This is a genomic window from Bradyrhizobium sp. CCGUVB14, assembly GCF_024199935.1.
Classification (GTDB): Bacteria; Pseudomonadota; Alphaproteobacteria; order Rhizobiales; family Xanthobacteraceae; genus Bradyrhizobium.
The window spans coordinates 4,168,423-4,188,524 of the sequence record NZ_JANADS010000001.1 but is presented as its reverse complement, the minus strand read 5'-3'; the positions used below and the strand labels follow the sequence as shown (position 1 = coordinate 4,188,524).

Annotated in this window: 17 protein-coding genes and 1 pseudogene; 9 read left to right on the top strand and 9 right to left on the bottom strand. The window is 64.8% G+C overall.

Annotated features, from left to right (window positions below; genetic code table 11):
- Window positions 1-32: 32 nt before the first annotated feature.
- Both NLM32_RS19265 and NLM32_RS19260 read right to left on the bottom strand, forming a co-directional pair.
- Window positions 33-1,139: a cupin domain-containing protein gene (locus NLM32_RS19265; RefSeq protein ID WP_254130489.1), complete on the bottom strand. Its 1,107-nt coding sequence runs from the start codon at window positions 1,137-1,139 to the stop codon at window positions 33-35.
- A gap of 15 nt (window positions 1,140-1,154) precedes the next feature.
- Window positions 1,155-2,174 (bottom strand): carbon-nitrogen hydrolase family protein, encoded by a 1,020-nt coding sequence (locus tag NLM32_RS19260; protein WP_254130488.1) that lies wholly within the window; start codon window positions 2,172-2,174, stop codon window positions 1,155-1,157.
- Window positions 2,175-2,301: 127 nt separating this feature from the next.
- On the opposite strand from NLM32_RS19260, the gene NLM32_RS19255 reads away from it, so the two are divergent.
- From NLM32_RS19255 to NLM32_RS19240, 4 genes are all read left to right on the top strand, one after another.
- Complete coding sequence (locus NLM32_RS19255) at window positions 2,302-4,461, top strand: indolepyruvate ferredoxin oxidoreductase subunit alpha (protein WP_254130487.1); 2,160 nt, start codon at window positions 2,302-2,304, stop codon at window positions 4,459-4,461.
- Window positions 4,458-6,023, top strand: coding sequence for an indolepyruvate oxidoreductase subunit beta family protein (locus tag NLM32_RS19250; RefSeq protein ID WP_254130486.1), 1,566 nt, complete (start codon window positions 4,458-4,460; stop codon window positions 6,021-6,023). The genes NLM32_RS19255 and NLM32_RS19250 overlap by 4 nt, the downstream gene beginning before the upstream one ends.
- 151 nt (window positions 6,024-6,174) lie before the next feature.
- Window positions 6,175-6,669 (top strand): MarR family winged helix-turn-helix transcriptional regulator, encoded by a 495-nt coding sequence (locus NLM32_RS19245; RefSeq protein ID WP_254130485.1) that lies wholly within the window; start codon window positions 6,175-6,177, stop codon window positions 6,667-6,669.
- Complete coding sequence (locus tag NLM32_RS19240) at window positions 6,669-7,151, top strand: MarR family winged helix-turn-helix transcriptional regulator (protein ID WP_148755442.1); 483 nt, start codon at window positions 6,669-6,671, stop codon at window positions 7,149-7,151. Before NLM32_RS19245 ends, NLM32_RS19240 begins: the two co-directional genes overlap by 1 nt.
- Before the next feature lie 229 nt (window positions 7,152-7,380).
- Here NLM32_RS19240 and NLM32_RS19235 read toward each other — a convergent pair whose 3' ends face one another.
- Genes NLM32_RS19235 through NLM32_RS19215 form a run of 5 tightly spaced genes read right to left on the bottom strand, consistent with a single transcriptional unit; the run spans window position 7,381 to window position 12,511 of the window.
- On the bottom strand, window positions 7,381-8,109 hold the full coding sequence (locus NLM32_RS19235) for an SDR family NAD(P)-dependent oxidoreductase (protein ID WP_254130484.1): 729 nt from the start codon (window positions 8,107-8,109) through the stop codon (window positions 7,381-7,383).
- 2 nt (window positions 8,110-8,111) lie between these two features.
- Complete coding sequence (locus NLM32_RS19230) at window positions 8,112-9,722, bottom strand: ATP-dependent acyl-CoA ligase (protein WP_254130483.1); 1,611 nt, start codon at window positions 9,720-9,722, stop codon at window positions 8,112-8,114.
- 7 nt (window positions 9,723-9,729) lie between these two features.
- Window positions 9,730-10,206: an aromatic-ring-hydroxylating dioxygenase subunit beta gene (locus NLM32_RS19225; protein ID WP_254130482.1), complete on the bottom strand. Its 477-nt coding sequence runs from the start codon at window positions 10,204-10,206 to the stop codon at window positions 9,730-9,732.
- The gene (locus NLM32_RS19220; protein WP_254130481.1) at window positions 10,203-11,543 is read right to left on the bottom strand and encodes an aromatic ring-hydroxylating dioxygenase subunit alpha; all 1,341 of its coding nucleotides are present in this window, start codon (window positions 11,541-11,543) and stop codon (window positions 10,203-10,205) included. The genes NLM32_RS19225 and NLM32_RS19220 overlap by 4 nt, the downstream gene beginning before the upstream one ends.
- Before the next feature lie 17 nt (window positions 11,544-11,560).
- The gene (locus tag NLM32_RS19215; protein ID WP_254130480.1) at window positions 11,561-12,511 is read right to left on the bottom strand and encodes a PDR/VanB family oxidoreductase; all 951 of its coding nucleotides are present in this window, start codon (window positions 12,509-12,511) and stop codon (window positions 11,561-11,563) included.
- A 188-nt stretch (window positions 12,512-12,699) separates the two neighbouring features.
- Here NLM32_RS19215 and NLM32_RS19210 point away from each other — a divergent pair, with 188 nt between their 5' ends.
- Genes NLM32_RS19210 through NLM32_RS19190 form a run of 5 tightly spaced genes read left to right on the top strand, consistent with a single transcriptional unit; the run spans window position 12,700 to window position 18,080 of the window.
- Window positions 12,700-12,843 carry a hypothetical protein gene (locus tag NLM32_RS19210; RefSeq protein WP_254130479.1) on the top strand — a complete coding sequence of 48 codons (144 nt, stop codon included), beginning with the start codon at window positions 12,700-12,702 and terminating at the stop codon, window positions 12,841-12,843.
- A gap of 29 nt (window positions 12,844-12,872) precedes the next feature.
- Window positions 12,873-14,525 (top strand): ABC transporter substrate-binding protein, encoded by a 1,653-nt coding sequence (locus tag NLM32_RS19205; RefSeq protein ID WP_254130478.1) that lies wholly within the window; start codon window positions 12,873-12,875, stop codon window positions 14,523-14,525.
- A gap of 11 nt (window positions 14,526-14,536) precedes the next feature.
- Complete coding sequence (locus NLM32_RS19200; protein ID WP_254130477.1) at window positions 14,537-15,547, top strand: ABC transporter permease; 1,011 nt, start codon at window positions 14,537-14,539, stop codon at window positions 15,545-15,547.
- Window positions 15,544-16,386 carry an ABC transporter permease gene (locus NLM32_RS19195; RefSeq protein ID WP_254130476.1) on the top strand — a complete coding sequence of 281 codons (843 nt, stop codon included), beginning with the start codon at window positions 15,544-15,546 and terminating at the stop codon, window positions 16,384-16,386. The genes NLM32_RS19200 and NLM32_RS19195 overlap by 4 nt, the downstream gene beginning before the upstream one ends.
- Window positions 16,365-18,080 (top strand): ABC transporter ATP-binding protein, encoded by a 1,716-nt coding sequence (locus tag NLM32_RS19190; RefSeq protein WP_254130475.1) that lies wholly within the window; start codon window positions 16,365-16,367, stop codon window positions 18,078-18,080. The genes NLM32_RS19195 and NLM32_RS19190 overlap by 22 nt, the downstream gene beginning before the upstream one ends.
- A gap of 10 nt (window positions 18,081-18,090) precedes the next feature.
- On the opposite strand, the pseudogene NLM32_RS19185 reads toward NLM32_RS19190, so the two are convergent.
- Together NLM32_RS19185 and NLM32_RS19180 are read right to left on the bottom strand one after the other, a co-directional pair.
- Window positions 18,091-19,097, bottom strand: a pseudogene (locus NLM32_RS19185) (DUF2891 domain-containing protein).
- Window positions 19,094-20,017: a hypothetical protein gene (locus tag NLM32_RS19180; RefSeq protein WP_254130474.1), complete on the bottom strand. Its 924-nt coding sequence runs from the start codon at window positions 20,015-20,017 to the stop codon at window positions 19,094-19,096. Before NLM32_RS19180 ends, NLM32_RS19185 begins: the two are co-directional and overlap by 4 nt.
- Between the last annotated feature and the right edge of the window lie 85 nt (window positions 20,018-20,102).

Below are 20,102 nucleotides of genomic sequence, written 5' to 3'. Positions count from 1 at the left end.
GCTGGTGAATTCTGGAGGCGAGCGATCGAACGTCAGGCGGCGACCGGCTGGTGGCCGGAATTGTCGCCATAGGCTTCTTCCCTGTAGAAGCCGAGGCTTTCGATGACGGGAAGATCGTTGAAGCAGAACAGGCAGGCGTCCTCGCCGTCCGCGAGGTTGCCATGCTCGTGCCAGGCCCAGGACGGCACGCAGAAGATGTCGCGCTCCTGCCACTCGAAGCGCTTGCCGCCGATCACCGAATAGCCGCGGCCCTTGGCGACCTGGTAGATGAAGCTGCCGGTGTGGCGATGCGACTTCGTCTTCTCGCCCGGCCGCAGCAATTGCATGCTCGCGCCGATCGTCTGCATCACGTGTCCGCCCGTGATCGGATTGACGTAGTTCATGAGAATGCCGTCATAGGGCGAACCGTCGGTCGCGGCGGCGTATTTGCGCAAAGACTCGTAAGTCGGCTCCCACTCGTACTTGAACATCGGCGAATAGCCCTTCGACCATTGTGAGCCGGCCGGGCGAAGCCCGGGATTGCCCCATGTCCTGGTCATGTCGTCGACGGGATAGCCGGACTCTTCCTGCTGGACCTTCGGATGGACCATGAAAAAGTTCGCTTCCAGCGCGTTGACGAGCGGGATGTCGAGGCCGTCCTGCCAGATGCAGACGGAGCCGTTGCCTTCGACGCCATGCTCGTGCCACGTGCCGTTCGGCGTCAGCACGAAATCCCGCGCCCCGAGCGTCATCTTGTGACCGTCCACGATGGTGTAGGCGCCCGTTCCTTCCATGATGAAGCGCAGGGCGGAGGCCGAGTGCGCGTGTGCGGTGGCCACTTCACCGGGATGCATCACCTGCAATCCCGAATAGAGCCAGCCGACCGCGGCCGAGACGTCGCGACGGCCGGGATTGTTGAGATAGATCACCCGCCGCCCCGCCTTCTCCGGCGAGACCAGCTCGACCGAGCGCAGCACGTGCTCGCGCAAATCGTCGTAGCGCCAGAGCACGGGAACCGACGCCGATTGCGGCGCCCACGGCTCGATCTTGTTGGCGACCGTCCACAGCGCACCGGCTTCGTACTTTTCGAGATCCTTGTAGTAGGCCTTGAGCTCGGGCGTGTCTTCGACATTGGCCCGGCCGACGACGTTCTCGCGCATCCTATCCTCCAGGTCCTATTCCGGTCTTAGTGGTATCGGCGTGAAGCCGCCCTGCTCTGCAGCTTCGCGTTCACCGTCTGCAAGGTCCAGCGGTGCCAAAGCACGCCGATTGACCCTGAGGTCAAAGATGTCGAACCGGTTGTAGTGCCCGACGATGTCATGCATCTGCTTCGGCTGGATGCAGCGATCGAGGTCGATGTCGGCATAGACGATGCCTTCGTCGTCGATCAGGGCATCGCCGACCACGCGGCCATCGGGCCCGATGATGCCGGAGAAGGCACTCGACTTCCGCTGCAGGCGCGCACGCGCATCGGGGACAACGGTCTCCATCGCTGTGATGATCTCCTCCGACACCGTCGAGCAGGAGACGATCGTGAAAATCTTGCCTTCAAAGGAATGGGCGATCGCGCGCAGCTTGATCGCCTCCGCCATGTCGTAGTCGGGAGGCGCGACCGGAAGCGCGATGTAGCTTGCGACATGCACGAGCTCACCCTGACCCAACAGCGCAAAGCGCGCGAGCGTGTTGGTGTTCTCGCCACAGGCGAGACCGCCGAGACGTCCGATCTCGGTATCATAGACGCGCAGGCTCGATCCGTCACCGCCGGTCCAGGTCAGCTTCTCTGCCCAGGTCGGCACCAGCTTGCGGTGCTTGCCGAGCAAGGCGCCGTCGGGTCCGATAAACACAAGCGTATTGTAGATCGCGCCCAGCGACACCGGGCTGCGCTCGTTGACGCCGAGCACGACGTAGCATCCGGCATCGCGCGCAGCCTTCCTGATAACATCAACCTCCGGACCCGGCACCAGCACCGACGCCTTGGCGAGCTTCTCGAACCACGCGCTGCCGGTGACGGGATCGGTGACCCAGTTCCAGTAGGGATAGCCGGGGACGAACACCTCGGGGAAAGCGACGAGCTTCGCGCCATGGCTTGCTGCTTCACGGACCAGTGAAGCCGCCTTGTCGGCGGTCGCGCCCGGGTCGAGATAGACAGGTGAAGCCTGGACGGCGGCGGCTCTAAAGCGAGGCAGCTTCAGCATTGGCCCTACCCTGTCGCCGGCTCATGACCGCCTTGTCGGAGCAGAGGTCCGCAGGCGTGATAGCATGGCGCGGCGTTGACTTACTTCACATGTAAACGTATGCTAACGCATATTTCTGGAGGGTGCAATGGCTGAACGGTCTTTTGCTCGCGAGGTCGAGGATCTCCGGCTCGGCGATGGCGACACGTTCCGCGGCGAAGGCATCCTCGCCATCACCAAGGCACTGCTGCAATCCGGCGTCGCCTATGTCGGCGGCTACCAGGGCTCTCCGATCTCGCATCTGATGGACGTGCTCGCCGACGCCAAGGACGTGCTCGACGATCTCGGCGTCGTGTTCCAGAGCTCCGCCAACGAGGCCGCCGCCGCCGCCATGCTGTCGGCCTCGGTGATGTATCCCCTGCGCGGCGCGGTGGCGTGGAAGTCGACCGTCGGCACCAACGTCGCCTCGGACGCGCTGGCCAACCTCGCCTCGGGCGGCGTCACCGGCGGCACCATGATCATCGTCGGCGAGGACTATGGCGAAGGCTCCTCCATCATGCAGGAGCGCACGCATGCGTTTGCGATGAAGTCGCAGATGTGGCTGCTCGATCCGCGCCCCGACCATGAGTGCATCGTCAACCTGATCGAGAAGGGTTTTGAGCTCTCGGAATTCTCGAACACGCCCGTGATGCTCGAGGTCCGCGTCCGCGCCTGTCACATGCACGGCAGCTTTGTCTGCAAGGACAACGTCAAGCCGGCGCACACCATCAAGGATGCGCTCAACAATCCCAAGCGCGACGTCAACCGCATCGTGCTGCCGCCGGCGGCCTATGAGCATGAGCAGGAGAAGATCAAGACGCGAATGCCTGCGGCTGTCGGGTTCGTCCGCGACAACAAGCTGAATGAGTGGATGGGGCCGAAGCAGGGCAAGGTCGGCATCATCATGCAGGGCGGGATGTACAACAACGTGATCCGCGCGCTGCAATATCTCGGGCTGTCGGATGCCTATGGCAATACGCAGATCCCGCTCTACGTCATGAACGTCACCTACCCCGTGATCGACACCGAGGTCGCGGAGTTCTGCCTCGACAAGGAGGCCGTCCTGATCGTCGAGGAAGGCCAGCCGGAATATCTGGAGCAGGCCATCAATACGGTGCTGCGCCGCAAGGACATCCAGGCGCGCGTCCATGGCAAGGACGTGCTGCCGATGGGCGGCGACTACACCGCGCAGGTCCTGCTCGGCGGCGTCAGGGAGTTTCTGGAGAAGACGGAGCCGCGGCTGCTCGGCAACCGGCCGCCGGCGCCGGATGCGGCGCCCGTGCTCAATCACCCGGCGGTCGAGAAGCTCAAGCAGGTGGTGCCGGCGCGACCGCCCGGGCTCTGCACCGGCTGCCCGGAGCGGCCGATCTTCGCCGCCATGAAGCTCGTCGAGGAAGAGCTCGGCCAGCACCACGTCTCGGCCGACATCGGCTGCCATCTGTTCTCGATCCTGCCGCCGTTCAACATCGGCGCGACCACCATGGGCTTCGGCCTTGGTCCGGCCTCGACCTCGGCCTTCAACGTCAAGGCCGACAAGCGCTCGATCGCGGTGATGGGCGACGGCGGCTTCTGGCACAACGGATTGACCAGCGGCATCGGCAATGCCGTGTTCAACAAGCATGACGGCGTCTTCGTCATCGTCGACAATTACTACACCTCGGCGACCGGCGGTCAGGACATCCTGTCCTCACGCGCGATCAACAAGCGGCGCGACACCAACAATTCGATCGTCAAGGCAGTGAAGGGCATCGGCGGCCAATGGGTGCGCCAGCTCGACCGCACCTATGATGTCGGCAAGATGCGCGACACGCTGAAGGAAGCGCTGACGACCAAGGCGGAAGGTCCCAAGGTCATCGTCGCCTCCTCCGAATGCATGCTGAACAAGCAGCGCCGCGTGAAGCCGCTGATGACAAAGGCGATCAAGGACGGCATCCGTACCGTCAAGGAACGCTTCGGCGTCGATGAGGATGTCTGCACCGGCGACCATGCCTGCATTCGGCTCTCCGGCTGCCCGTCGCTGTCGGTGAAGCAGCTTGACGATCCCTTGCGCGACGATCCCGTCGCGGCGATCGACAATTCCTGCGTCGGCTGCGGCAATTGCGGCGAGGTCTCCGAGGCCGCCGCGCTCTGCCCCTCGTTCTATCGTGCCGACGTCATTCACAATCCAACCGGCTGGGACAAGTTCAAGTCTGAGGTCACGATGGCGGTGATCGGCTGGCTGCAGCGGCGCCGCGACCGCCGTCGTCCGGCGCTCGAGGCGCTGGCATGAGGGACGAAACGGTCCGACTGGCCCTGCCTGCCGCGGGTGAAGCGACCGAGCGGCCGATCTCGCTCGCGATCGTCGCGATGGGCGGCCAGGGCGGCGGCGTGCTGACCGACTGGATCGTCCAGCTTGCCGAGAACCATGGCTGGATCGCGCAATCGACCTCGGTGCCCGGCGTCGCCCAGCGCACTGGCGCCACGATCTATTACATCGAGGCGATGCCGCCGCTGGACGGCCGCAAGCCGATCCTGTCGCTGATGCCGACGCCCGGCGACGTCGACGTCGTGATGGCGGCGGAGTTCATGGAGGCCGGCCGATCCATCCTGCGCGGCCTGGTGACGCCGGATCGCACCACGGTGATCGCCTCCAACCACCGCTCGTTTGCGATCGGCGAGAAGATCGCGCCGGGCAATGGCATTGCCGACGGCGGCGCCGTCACCGGTGCGATCGGGGTTGCCGCCAAGACCGAGATCATCTTCGATCTGAACGCGCTGGCGATCGCGCATGGCAGCGTCATCTCGGCTGCGATGTTCGGCGCGCTCGCAGCCGCCGGCGTGCTGCCGTTCAGCCGCGACAGCTATCTCGACGTGATCCGCGCCGGTGGCAAAGGCGCGAAGGCCAGCGTCGAGACGTTCGAGGCCGCCTTCGACCGGGTCAAGACCGGCGCCGTCGGAACTGCAGCGCCCGCGCCGGCCAGACAGGCCGACAACGTCCCCTCTCCCGCAACGCTCGATCCGGATCTCGCCGGCCTCGTCGCAAGACTGAACCAGGAGCTCCCCGAACCGGCGCGCGGCATGGCGCGCGCGGGCTTGAGGAAGGTGGTCGACTTCCAGGACGTCGCCTATGGCGGCGAATATCTCGACATTCTGAATACGCTGCAGGCGGCCGACCGAAGCGCCGGCGGTAGCGCGCACGCCTATGCCTTCACGCAAGCCGCGGCAAAATACCTGGCCAACGCCATGACCTATGACGACGTCATCCGCGTCGCCGACCTCAAGACGCGGGCCGGTCGCCGCGCGCGCATCGAGAGCGAGCTCGAGATGTCGGACGGACAGGTGCTCCAGACCACCGAATTCATGCATCCCCGCATGGAGGAGGTCATGGGCATGCTGCCCGTGGGTTTTGGCCGCTGGCTTGGCGCGCAGCCGCGCCTGCTCGGCTGGCTCGATCGACGCGTCAACCGGGGACGCCGGGTGCGGACCTACTCGCTGCCCTGGTTCCTCGTGCTCTATGTCGTGGGCGGGATGCGCGGCCTGCGCCGCCGCTCGCTGCGTCACGCCATCGAGACGGCTCACAGGGACGGATGGCTCAAGGCCGCAACCGACGCGGTCGGCACCAATTACCAGCTGGGCGTCGAGATTCTGCAATGCCGACGCCTGGTGAAAGGCTATTCCGATACCCACAGCCGGGGCCTGTCGAAATTCGACAGGACGCTGGCGGCGATCAAGCTGGTGGAACGACGCGATGATGCCGCCGACTGGGCGCGCCGCCTGCGCGAGGCCGCACTGAAGGACAGCGCCGGCACGGCGCTCGACGGCGTGATCCAGACCATCAGGACTTTTGCATGATTCCACCGGAGCAGGCGCTGGATCGGATTGCCGTTCGCCCCCAAGGGCGTCAGGATCAATCTTGACTACGATTCTCAAGTTGCTAATCGGAGCGAAAGACCCGCGATAATCCCCTCAACTGACAAGACATTTTGTCCTCGATGGTCATGCAATGCCGGCAGCACTCAAAGAGAACATTATTCCCGTCCCCGGGCAGATTGAAACACGGCTTTGGCTGCAATTGCTGTCGCTGCATGGCGAGCTGTTCGCGTCGCTGAATGCGATGCTGAGCTCCGAGTTCGGCCTTTCGCTCGCAAAATTCGACGTACTGGCCCAGCTCGATCGCACCCGGGACGGCCTCGCGCTCGGGCAATTGTCGCAAAACCTGAAGGTCACCGGCGGCAACGTCTCGGGGCTGGTGCAGCGTCTTCTCGCCGACGACCTCATCAGCCGGGAGATGTCGAGCGAGGACCGGCGGTCCTTCATCGTGCGCCTGACGCCGAAAGGCGAAGCGCTGTTCAGGAAGGCAGCCGAAATCCACAAGAAGCATCTCGCCAAACGGCTCGAGAACGTTTCGGCCCGGGAGCTGGACAATGCGCTGTCCGTGCTCAAATCCCTTTCCTCAAAACTTCATACCGAGACCAAGAAGCAAAGTCGCAAGAGATAATGGCCAGAGAATCCAAGAGCAGATGGAAGTCGGGTCCGCCGCGGACCAGGGACCAGCTGCAGACCTACATCCCGTATCTGTTCAACCGGCTCGCCAATCGCTGGAACCTCGATCAGAACCGCGATTTGAGCGAGCACGGCGTCAACAATGTCGTATTCCGGACGCTGTCGGTGCTCTTCATCTACAAGACCCTCACCGTCAACGAGGTCGCCGTCCTCGCGGTGACCGAGCAGTCGACCGCGAGCCGCATGGTCGAGTCCATGGTGTCGTCCGGCCTCGTCAAGCGCGAGATCGCCGAGGAAGACCAGCGCCGCCGCGTCGTGGGACTGACGCCGGACGGCGAGGCCCTGCTGCGCAAGATCTGGCCGATCATGGCGAATAACTACGACAAGCTGATCGAGGGCATCGAGCCTGACGACATCGAGGTCTGCGCGCGCGTGCTGGCCAAGATGGTCGAGAACATCCGCCAGAACCAGATCTAGAGCTTGATGATTTTGGGTTCGATCGGTCTGGCAACAGGCTCAGTACACCTCTCCCGTAGGGAGAGGTCGGATCGCATCGACAGATGCGATCCGGGTGATGGGTTACAGTCCCAACGAACGCTGCGGCCCCTCACCCGGATTGCTGCGCAATCCGACCTCTCCCCGCCGGGGAGAGGTGAACCCGCGGCGAAGCTCCGTACCAATCTCGTGATGCTTCAACGCTGAGGAACTACGGGCCAAGGCCCACGAGGCTGGTGCCGCCGCAGACATAGAGCACCTGTCCGGTCACGAAATCGGAGCGCTCGTCGAGGAAGAATTCGATCGCGTGCGCCACATCCTCGCGCGAGCCGAGCCGGCCGACGGGCACGTTGCGCGCCATCCGCTCCTGCTGCTCGGAGCCTTTCGGGATGATGCCCCAGAAATTGTCGGTCAGGATCGGCCCCGGCGCGACGACGTTCACGGTGATACCATCAGCGGCGAGCTCCAGCGCCCAGGTCCGCGCCATGCCATGCACGCCGGCCTTGGTCGCCGAATAGGCCGAGCGCGTCGCCGCGCCCATCGCGGCGCGCGAAGAGACGAACACGATGCGCCCGAAGCGGCGCGAACGCATCCCCTCCAGCGCCGCCTGGGTCAGCACCATCGGCGCGCCCAGGTGCAGCTGCGCCAGCATCACAATGTCTTCCGGCTTTGCGTCCGCCAGCAGGTTCGGCAGGATCACGCCCGCATTGTGCACAAGGCGATCGACGGCATGGTCGCGGCAGATTTCCTGCGCGATCGCACGCGTCTCCTCGATGGAGGTCAGATCAGCGCAATAGGCCGCGAGCAGATCATGCGTCCAGGCCGGCTTCTCCAGCCCCACCGAGACCACACGCTGCCCGCGCTCGACGAGCCTTTTCGCCAGCGCCTCGCCGATCCCCGAATTGCCGCCGGTGATGAGTGTCGTGCCGATCTCGCTCATGGTCAAACCTGCCGCTTCTTGAGGTCGCGCAGATCGAAGAACGCACCGTCGCGCATCAGCTTGGCGACAAGATCCTTCAGGCCGCCGCGCTGGATCTTCTCGGTCGCGGTCAGCGGCAGGCCGTCGACGAACGAGATCCAGCCCGGCGCCTTGTAATACGCCATCTGCTCCAGGCTCCAGCGCACGATCTCCTCGGCGAGCGCGCGGTCGGCGCCCGCCTGCCCGGCGATGATGACCGCCGCAACCTCGTCGCCGCGGACCTGATCGGGCGTCGCGGCAACTGCGGCCTGCCGGATGGCCGGATGGCGGTTGAGGACGGATTCGACCTCGACCGCGGCGATGTTCTCGCCGGAACGGCGGATCACGTTCTTCTTGCGATCGACGAAATGAAGATCGCCGTCCGCATCGCGCGATACGATATCGCCGGTGTGCAGCCAGCCGCCGTCCCACGCCTCGTCGGTGGCTTGCGGATTCTTCAGGTACTCCCGGAAGAAGCCGTAGCGCGGGTCAGCGCCGGCGCGCCGGACCAGGAGCTCGCCCGGCGTCCCGACCGGCGCGTCATGTCCGCCGTCATCGACGATGCGAATTTCGACCTCCGGCGCCGGGCGTCCGAAACAACTGGTGCCGATCTTGCGCGGCTCGACATTGGCGGCGATGACGCCGCCGCTTCCCGTCTCGGTCATCGCCCAGGCTTCCAGCAGCGGAAAGCCGAAGCGCTGCTCGAACGGCGCATGCAGCAACTTGTCGACGCCGGCGCCGAAGCCGAAGCGCACGGTGTGCGCCCTGTCCTGCTCCGATGCCGGCGCGCTCATCAGCATCGAGGGCATCACGCCGAGATAATGCAGGCAGGTGGCGCGGCTGTCGCGCACCGACGTCCACCAGGTGCGCGGATGGAAGCGATCGAGCATGGTCAGGCTGCCGCCGACCGACAGCATCGCCATCAGCGACACTGCCATGGCGTTCATGTGAAACAGCGGCAGCGGCGTGATCATGCGCTCGCCGTCGCCCCTGAGATCGATCAGCCCGCCGACGTCGCGATACCAGTTTCCGGAATGCAGGAAATAGGTGTTGGTGAGCACGCAGCCCTTGGGCTGCCCGGTCGTTCCGGATGTATAGAGCAGCGCGCATTCGCTCGCCTCGCCTCCCACGGTCGGCGGCCGCGCACCGCCGAAGGGCGCGGGAACCTGGTCCTGATCGGTCACGACCGGGATCGGCCGCCCCGCCTGACGCGCCGCCAGCTCCACCTCATCACGCCGCTCGGCGACGACGAAAGCCGCGTTCATCTCGGAATGCCCGATGATGTATTCGAGCTCGCTCAGCCGCAGATCCGGATTGATCGGGACCACGGAGACCCCGAGCGCGTTGAGCGCGAACCACAGCTCAACGAACACCGGCCGGTTCTGAAGCAGAAGCCCGACCCGGTGGCCTTCACCGTATCCCCGGTTCGCAAAGGCTGCCCGCCAGCGCTCCACGCGATCAAGCATGGCGCGATAGGGAATCTCGCCTGCCGGGATACCGTAGATCTGGGCCGTCTCCGGCAGCACGTTGAGGAATCCCGCCTCGCCTCGGCGCAGCGCGGTTTCATGAAAGCGGGCGTAGACGGTGGCGGTCAAGGCATACTCACATGAAGAGTTGAATGTTTCCGAACGGCGCATCGAAATTGACGAGATCGACCCGCTTGAGCTTGATCTTGAGGGCATCGCCGACCTGGACGAGATCGTGCGACGCCCACCCCGAATAGCGCTCCAGCAGGTCACCGCGCGTCTCGGTATAGATGTAGGAGGTCCGCGCCTTGAAGACCCCCGCGGCCGGATCGCACGCCACGATCCGCGGTGCCTGAAGCAGATGATGGCAGCGGCTCTTGGGCTTCTGGCTGAAGGTCCGCTCGCCGGCCAGACGCTCGACCCGAACCTTCAGAAGCAGCAGGTCCTCGTACATCAACGACGGCTGCAGCACCGGATCCTGCTGCTGCCATTCCAGCGGCATCCAGTAGCGCCCCTCGGCGTGAAACAGATCGAGCCACGATTGCCATTGCATCGTGTCGAGAAGCTCGGCCTCCCGGTAGATCAGATCGGTGATCGTCCCTTCGGTGATCATTCGGCGGCCTCGACGTGCTTGTCCATGTCCATGGTCATGAATTTCGCCCAGGCATGAAACTGGTTGCGCATCTGGCGCTCCGACGTGCCGTTGATCACCGCCGTGATGTCAGGCTGTTCGTTGCTCTCGTAGAGCCGGCGGAGATTGACCCATTGATTGCCGTTGGACTTCAGGCCCTCCTGCGCCCGCTCGTACATCTCGAGATCGTCGTGGCCGACGATCGAGGTCGGCGCGTTGATGAAGCGGTTGTACATCAGCGCGCGCTCGTAGAGCTTGTCGGGCGCGCCGACCAGACGATAGACCCAGCTCTCGACCAGTGTCCTGTCGACCGCAATCGGGATGAAGTTGCGCAGGATCTGGACGGCACCCTTCACCATGATATTCGGGAAATACACGGTGTTGTGCCTGACCTCGCCGAGAATCTCGTGCGCCCGCGTCTCACCGTAAGCCGAGACCATCTGGTCGAGATAGCCGGGGATATCCGAGTAATTGGAATGGATGGAGTTGGCGACGCCGGTGTGGCCATGGCCGTTCGGCCAGATCCTGATGCCGCTCTGCTCGTAGAACTCGTACGGGCTCATGAAGGGACCATAGAGCTGCACCGCCATCGGCGTCTCCGTGGAATCGCCCTGCTCGCGCTTCCAGACCTTGACCGCGGTGCCGGCCGAACTCTCATGCGCGACCATCGGATGGCAGGTGTCGGTCTGGTTCTCGACCAGCATCTTCCAGTTGCAGGTGTGCATGTAACGGATCGGCGTGGCGATGACGGCGAGCTTGCCCGCCGGCGAGCGGTCGACCATGTTGTCGATGGTCGAGAGGCTCTCGCCGAAATAGTCCTCGAAGGACACACCATTATCGTTGAGCCGCGCGAAGATGAAATCGCGATGGATCACGACGTTCCTGACTTTCGACAGTCCCCCGTTTGCCTGGGTGTCGGCAAAGCCGGTGCCTTCGTAACCCTTCTTCAGCGGGATCGCGAGCAGCGCGCCGTCGGTCTTGAAGGACCAGGCGTGATAGGGGCAGCGGAAGAACTTTCCGGTGTTGCCGCAGGGCTCGGACGCGATCTTCACGCCCTTGTGCGGACAGCGATTGTAGAACACGTGGATGGAGCCGTCGGTATGGCGGCTCGCCAGCACCGGTTGCCGGCCGATATTGGCGGTGATGAAATCGCCGGGCTTGGACAATTGGCTCGCGTGCCCGACATAGACCCAGCTGTTCGGGAACAGATGCTCCATCTCGAGCTCGAAGATCTCGGGGTCGACATAGACGTCGCGATGCACTTCGGCGTCGCGCACCAATCCCGCGATCGCGTGGGCATTCCGTCCGTATTTCGCCATGGCGTGCCTCGCCTCCCTCATAGATCCAGCACCAGACGTTCCGATTTCGCGCGTGACACGCAGATCTGCATGACCTTGTTGGATGCCTTCTCGTCGTCGCTGAGAATGACGTCGCGATGGTCGGGCACCCCTTCGATCACGCCGCACTGGCAGATGCCGCAATCGCCGCGCTGGCAGTCGTAGAGCACGTCGAGCCCCGCCGCTTCCAGCGCCTGGATGATGGTCTGACCGGCCGCAACGCTGACGATCTGCCCCGACGATTTGAGCTCGACCTCGAACGGCCTGTCGGGCGAACCCGGCTGCTCCGCCTTGAAGAGCTCGTGGTGCACGCGGTCCGACGGAATGCTCCCGGCAAGCGCCGCCGCCCTCACCGCTTCGATCATGCCCGCCGGACCGCAGACGTAGACGTGGGAGCCTGCGGCTGCGGCGCCGAGCGCCGCCGCAATGTCCAGGCGGGATTCGTCGCTATCGTAATGAATGGACAGGCTTTTGGCGCAGATCTCCTGGAGCTGCGGCACGAACGCCAACAGTCCTTGCGCGCGGCCGGCATAGTGCAGGCGAAACGGATTAGCGCGGGCGGTGAGCTCCGCCGCCATCGACAGGATCGGCGTGATGCCGATGCCGCCGGCAAACAGCAGCGCGGGCGCTGTGTCCTCGTGCAGATGAAAATTGTTGACCGGCGCGCTCGCCTTGACGACATCGCCGATCTTCAACGCATGCATGAACTGCGATCCGCCGGTCGACGCCTCCTCGCGCAGCACCCCGAGCGCCAGCGCGCCCTCGGGCAGGCCCGGCAAGGCCATCAGCGAGTATGGCCGGTCGCCTCCATCGGGAAGCGCCACGCGGACATGCGCGCCTGCCTGCCATCGCGGCACGACGCCGCCATCCACGTCAAACACAAGGCTCCGTATGAACGGCGTCTCCGCGGCATACGATCTGACCTTGAGCTTCAGCGGATGCGCGTCCATTCAGGCATCTCACGAATTATATGAATTTGCATATTTTTAGACATGTAATAATTGCCTGTCAATCGTCCATGCGGGGACAGGTTCCCGGAATCACACCTTCCGGATCGACGCTCACGAGGTTGCCCCACGGCAATCGCGTGTTCGGTCGGAAGGCCAGCGCGATCGCGCGCGTTCGTGCCGGCGACGAAATGGACGTCGCGCGCATTGCCCTGACGCCGGGACGTTTGTTGTCGATCTCGCGCGAAATTTGGAATGGCCAGGTCCGCTCGTTTCGCCTCTCCTATGCGGAAATGTCGATCGCTTCGCGCAGCTCCATGACTGCGGCGCCTTGATCGACGCTAGCAATCATCAGGGGCTATCCATGACCGCGCGCTTCTCTTCACTCTTGCTCTCCCGGCGTCGCCTGTTGGCCGCGACTTCCGTGGCGGCAGCCATCGCCTTGACGACCGTGACGGGCCTGTCATCAGCGCGAAGTGCCGGCGCTGCGCCGAATGGCGGCAACATCACCTTCCTGATCGACTCGCTCGGTGGCACCTGGATTCCGAACAACAGCTCCATCTCCAGCTTCCAGGGTCACATCTGGGGCCACGTGACCGACAAGCTCGTCTACGTCGATGCCGACGGCAAGGTCAGTCCGTGGATCGCCGAGAGCTGGGAACAGAGCAGCGACGCCACCCAGTTCACCCTGCACCTCAAGAAAGGCGTGACCTTCTCGGACGGCACGCCACTCGATGCTGCCGCCGTCGTCGCCAATCTCGACATCTGGTACGCCGGCCGAAAGAACGAGGGCATCAACCCGGTTGGCCTGTTCCCGAAGACCTACGACCGCGCCGAGGCGGTCGATGCGACCACCGTGAAGGTCTTGTTCAAGGCGCCGACGCTCGGGTTCATCCCGACGCTCGGCTACCATGGCTCGATCCTCATCTCACCGAAGAGCATCGCGCAACCTGCAGCCCAGCAGGCAGACCTCTCCAAGACATCTGGCAGCGGACCGTACGTTGTCGCGTCCTGGAAGGAAGGCGACTTCGTCAAGCTGGTCAAGCGCAAGGACTACAATTGGGGGCCGGCTGCCGTCGGCCACACCGGCCCGGCCTATCTGGATTCGATCACCTACAAGATCGTGTCCGAGCCATCGCTGCGGGTCGCCGCTGTTCAGTCCGGCCAGGCCGATGTCGCCTACAGCCCTTCGCCGCAGGAATTGAAGTCCCTCAAGGACGCCGGCTTCACCACCGCAACCCCACGCTATCTCGGCTTCGTCAACGGCCTTGCGGTCAACACCAAGCTGGAGCCGTACAACGATGTGAAGGTGCGCCAGGCGCTCCAGGCCGCCATCAACCGCAAGGAGATCATCGACACCGTCTACACACCCGACTGGAAGCTGGCGACGTCCTTCATCCAGAGCAACGTGCCCGGTGCGACCGACCACAGCGACCTCCTGGCCTACAACCCCGCCAGGGCGGAGAAGCTGCTCGACGAGGCCGGCTGGACCAAAGGCGCCGGCGGCATCCGCGCCAAGGACGGCAAGCAGCTGACGCTGACGCTCTACTCCAATCCCTACCTCGCGACGGCGAAGGCGATCGACGAGCTCATCGCACAGCAACTCGGCAAGATCGGCTGGAAGGTGACCATTCGGGCCTATGACGTCGTGACGTTCGGCGAGAAGGTCCGGTTCGGCGGCCCCGGCGTTGCCGCCTACGAGGTGACGCGCAGCTTCATCGACGCCGGCACGGTGGCGAGCATCCTGACCAATGCCAATAACGGCGAGGACTGGTTCGCGCTCGGCGACAGCGACAAGAAGCTCAACGATCTGCGCGACAGGATTGCGGGCGCCTCCTCGGCCGAGATCCGCAATCCGCTTCTCGACGAGTTGCAGACCTATGTCCTCGAGCAAGGCTACTTCATCCCGCGCACGCAGATCGTCCAGCGCATCTACGTGCAGTCGCCGAAGCTGAAGGGCGAGGTCTACAACGGCGTCGCCTATGCCAGCTATTACACGGCAACGATCAGCGAGTAGGAGCTGACGGCATGAACAATGCCTATTTGTCCTATGCCGCAAAGCGCCTGGCGCAGGCGCTCGTCGTCATCCTGCTGGCCTATGTCTTCACCTTCGTGGTCGTCAGCATCCTGCCCGGCGACCCCATCACCAACGTCCTGCGCGATCCCCAGAACGGATTCACCGAGGACGAGATCAGGCAGATCATCGCCGCCCAGGGTCTGGACCAGCCGATCCCGATCCAGCTCTGGACGTCGCTGTCCCACTTCGTGACCGGCGATTTCGGCCTGTCGATGCGGTCCAACCGGCCGGTGACGACCCTGATCGCCGAGGTTCTCCCCTCGACGATGATCCTGGCATCCGCAGGCTTCGCCGTCGCGCTCCTGCTCGCCGTGACGATCGCCTACGGCACCCAGTTCGTTCCCAAACGCTTCGGCCAGGGTTTGCTGCGCGGCTTTCCGTCGCTGTTCCTGTCGGTGCCCAACTTCGTGATCGGCCTGGTGTTGATCCACACCTTCGGTTTCCAGCTCGGCCTTTTCCGCGTGATCGATCCCAATAGCTTCTGGGCGACCTTTTTCGCCGCGATCGCGCTCGGCATTCCCATCTCGGCGCAAATCGCGGAGGTGCTGATCGCCAATCTCGACCACGAGTCCGCCCAGGAATACGCCGCCGTCGCACGCGGCCGCGGTCTCGGCCAGGCACGGCTCTTTGCCAAGCATTTGCTCAAGCCGTCCTCGCTGCCGGTCATCACCATCGTCGCGCTCACCATCGGTGAGCTGCTCGGCGGCTCGCTGATCACCGAGACCGTGTTCGGGCGCACCGGCATCGGCAGCCTGGTCCAGCGTTCGGTGAGCACACAGGACCTGCCGGTCCTGCAAGCGGTCGTTTCGCTGGCCGCGGTGGTGTTCGTGCTCGTCAATTTGATCGCCGATCTCGTCTATCCCCTGCTCGATCCGCGCGTGAAGCTGATCGGTGGCGTGAAGCACCGCCCGACCACGGCTCAGGACAGCTCTGCCGGGGCGACCCAGGCGGCGGCATCATGAGCAGCATCTCCTCCTCGCCACGGGCTTCGGCGACCGGCTGGCTGACAAGCCTCAGCATCCCGCCCAGCGTCGTGCTCGCCTTCGCTGTGATCGCGCTGGTGATCGCCTGGTCGCTCGCCCCCGGCCTGTTCACGAGCCAGAGCCCGTTCAACGGCGTTCCCACCGACAAGCTGCTCGCACCAGGCGCCGAGCACTGGTTCGGCACCGATCATCTCGGCCGCGACCTCTATACCCGCGTCGTCTATGGCACCGCGTCCTCGGTGCGAAGCGCCCTCATCGCCGTGACGATCGCCGCCGTCACCGGCGGGCTCATCGGGCTGCTGGCGGGCTTCTTCGGCGGCTGGGTGGATATCGTGTTCGCCCGCCTCGTCGACGTGCTGCTGGCGATCCCGAACTTCCTGCTGGCCGTCATCGTCGTCACCGCGATTGGCTTCGACACGACCAACGCGGCCATCGCCACCGGCATCTCGGCAGTGGCCGTGTTCGCGCGGGTGATGCGCTCGGAGGTGATCAAGACGCGGCAGGCGACGTTCGTCGAGGCCTCATTCCTGCTCGGCGGTTCGCGCTGGCACATCCTGTTGCGGCATGTCCTGCCGAACGCGTCACGCTCGGTGTTCCCGCTCGCAGTCCTGCAATTCGGTCTCTCGATCCTCGTCATCGCCAGTCTTGCCTTTCTCGGCTACGGCGACCCGCCGCCCGCCTCCGACTGGGGCCTGCTGATCTCGATCGGCAAGGACTACCTCAAATGGCCGTGGCTGGTGTACGCGCCCGCCTTCGTCACGATCGCGACCGTGCTCTCTGTGAACAGGATCAGCCGATGGCTCCGCAAGACGGACTAACCTTCACCTTCAACAGGACCAAAGTCATCGCGCCAACCCCGCTGCGCTCGATTCCGCTGCTCAGGGTCGATGGCCTGTCGGTCTCCTACGGGCCCCACGAGGTCGTGAGCGACGCGGGATTCGAACTGGGCCGCGGCGAGAGCCTCGCGCTCATCGGAGAGTCCGGTTCCGGCAAATCCACCATCGCCCGCGCGGTGCTGCGGCTGCTGCCCAGCAACGGGCGCGCCACCGGTCGGATCGTGTTCGACGGTCAGGAGGTGCTGGGAATCTCCGAGCGCGGCTTCCGGCCGCTGCGCGGACGCGCCATCGGGTTCGTTCCCCAGGATCCCGCCAACGCGCTCAACCCGGTGCGGACGATCGGTGCACAGGCGCAGGAGGCGGCGGCGCTGCTGGACGAGCCCGACAAGAAGATCCGCAAGCAAATTATCCTGGAGACATTCGCGCAGGTCGGGCTCGACAATCCCCAGCGCGTGCATGACTCCTATCCTCACCAGCTCTCCGGCGGCATGCTCCAGCGCGTCCTGATCGGCCTCGCAGTGCTCCCTCGCCCGGCGCTGCTGGTCGCGGACGAGCCGACCTCGGCGCTCGACGTGACGATCCAGAAACGGATCCTCGACCTGCTCTCGCGGCTCCAGCAGGAGCTGAATATCGGCCTGCTGCTCATCACCCACGATCTGGCCATCGCCGCCGAGCGGGCCAAATCGCTGGTGGTGCTCAAGGACGGTATCGTCCAGGAGTCGGGCAAGACCGCGACGGTGTTCTCTTCGCCGGCCTCGTCCTACGCAAGGAAGCTGCACGCCGATGTGCCGGCGCTGAACCCCGATCGTTACGCGGGGCTGCGCGACCCGGGCTTCCGCGAGACGAACCCCGGCGCGCCCCCGAAGATCGAGCTCCGTGCCGTCACCAAAACCTTTGCGGTCGACGGGGAGACGCTGACGGCCGTCGATGACGTCTCGTTCGCTGTTCCCGCCGGCACCACGCATGCGCTGGTGGGCGAGTCGGGCTCGGGCAAGACAACGACGATCCGGCTGCTGCTCGGGCTGGAGCAGCCCGACACCGGGACCATCTCGGTCGCCGGCGAACGACTGACCAACCGTTCGCCGAAGTCGCTGCGCACGGTGTGGCGCCACCTGCAACTGATCTACCAAAATCCCTTCACCTCGCTCGACCCGACCTGGACGATCGAGCGGCTCATTCGCGAACCGCTCGACCGGTTCGAGATCGGATCGCGCAAGGAGCGGGACGAACGGGTCCGCCAGGCCCTGGCCGATGTCGGGCTCGGCGAGCAGTTGCTCGGTCGCAAGCCGGGAGCTTTGTCAGGTGGCCAGCGCCAGCGCGTGGCGATAGCCCGGTCGCTGGTCCTCAAGCCTGACGTGATCGTGCTCGACGAACCGACGTCCGCGCTCGACGTCACCGTTCAGGCCGACATCATCGAGGTCCTGCTCTCGCTGCAAGCCGATCTCGGCCTGACCTATGTCTTCGTCTCCCATGATCTCGCGCTGGTACGGCAGTTCGCCCACACCGTCTCGGTGATGCACCGCGGACGCATCGTCGAACACGGGACCGTCACTGAAGTCTTCGACAATCCCCGGCAGTCCTATACCCGGTCCCTGCTGGCTTCGATCCCGTCAGGTGGCAGCGGTATCGCGCAAGCGCCGCGGCTGCGCCCTCAGCTGGCCATGGCTGGAGATTGAGCGAGGGCGCTTACTCCTCACGATCGAGCGCAAGGACAGCAAAGCTCGCCAGCCAGTGCTCGCCCATGTAGTGACTGGCGAGATGGGGAAGACCCGCGGCCAGATGCTCCTGAGCCGCCGCATGAGCGATCGCACGCCGCGCGTCGTCTCCCGGCAGGGCATCGCCGAGAGAGCGCCAGCACCAGGCCCGGCTGAGATTGAGCCCGTCGAGGTGAGCGATCTTGCCATCGGAGCGATCGGTCACCGTCGCAGGCCGGAACAGCGTTGCCGGCTGTCGGTCGGCGAGACGCGGCAGAAACCGGTCGAACCACGGCAAGAATGCGTCCGGCGGCATCAGGCGCCGCATGCACTCGGCTTCGATCAGCGCGGAGGACTGGAAATCGTCGCCGCTGGGCTCACCCCAGGCTGGACAGTCGCGATCCTCGCCATACCAGCGCAGCGCTGTTTCACGCAGCAGCCTGGCGAGTGCTTCATCCTTCTTCAGGCCGGCGTAGTCCGCCGCCATGCGCAAGCCGAACGCCGTGTTGAAGTGGGTACCGACGCGCACGGGATAGGTCGCGCGCGGCAGAAAGTCACGAAAGCGTTGCGCGATGACCTCCGCCAGCGGTGCAAGGCTGCGCGCCCAGCGATCGTCGGACTGGCGTTCGAGCTCGGTCGCCAGCTTCAGCAGCCAGGCCCAGCCATAGGGCCGCTTGAAGCCGCGCGCAGTCGGACGGGCAAAGTAGGCGCATTCGGCGGCGACCTTGTCGGGAACGAATTGCGCGTCGAACAACGCGCGGATGCCGATGCGATGTCGGGAAAGCGGCGCAGCAGCCGTGCCAGCATCCAGTAGCTGTGGACGCAGGAGTGCCAGTCATAGCTGCCGTAAAAGATCGGATGCAGCTGGCTCGGCGTGCGCGCATCGGCCGGTTCAGCCAGCGCATGATCCACATTGTTGGGATATTCACGCCCGACATGGCCGAGGGCGATGCCGGCGAACTGCGCCGCGTGTTCGCGGGTGAGACGGGACGTGGTCATGCTCTGGCCTTTCGTTTGTCGCGGCCGATCAGGGTCTCGATCAGGCGCGGCAGGATATAGATCGGGAACTGGGTCGCGGCGAAGTATAGAGCCATGCGTGGCGAGGCGGCAGCGCCGAGGGCCGACCAGACCAGCCCGACATTGCGATTGCCGAGTATCAGCCCCACCGTCAGGCGCTCGGGCAAAGTTCCAGGCAGCAGCACCGCCCCCGCAATTTGCAGGGCCACATTGCAGGCGAACGCAAGGGCAACACACAGCGTTGCACCCTGCACATCCGCGGCGATCTGCGCGCGAATGCCGGCCATGGTCGCCACCGCAAAGACCAGAAGCGCGGCGACGATGATCCCGTCGACCACATCGCCATGGGCGGCCAGAACCGGCGCCGCATGGCGGCGGAGCAGGAAGGCAAGGCCTTCGGCGCTCCCGATCAACAGCGCCAGACGCAGCGCGAGCTCGAACGCGCTGATCTCGAGCCCGCCGAACCAACCGGCGAGAAGCGGGATCGTGACCGGCGCCAGCACCATGGACAACACCGTCACCACCAGCGGCACCGCGCCGTCGAGCCCGAGCATGCGCGCCACCGCCGCGGTACCGCTCGACGGCGGCGCCGAGACGGCGAGCACGATCGCAAGCGCGAGCTCCGGAGCAAGGCCTGCGGCGCGACCGGTCGCACCGATCATCAGCGGACAGCCGACCATGACAATTGCCGGCAACAACACGGACAGCGATGGCCGGCGCAATGCCGCGACGACCGCCTCGCCATCGATTCGCAGCAACGTCCCGAGCACGATCAGGAAGATCGTGGCCGGCATCAGCGGTCGCGCCAGATCCGCGAGCGCCGGACACACCAGGCCGAGCAGGACGCCCAGGGCCAACAAGGTCGGTCCGCGCGGGATGAGGCGCAGGAGGGAGGATTGCATACGCCTCGTCCAATTAGGGTCTTCCACGCCAATAGACCACTCCCTGCCGCATTCTTGAAATCGATTTTAGATATGCCTACCATTG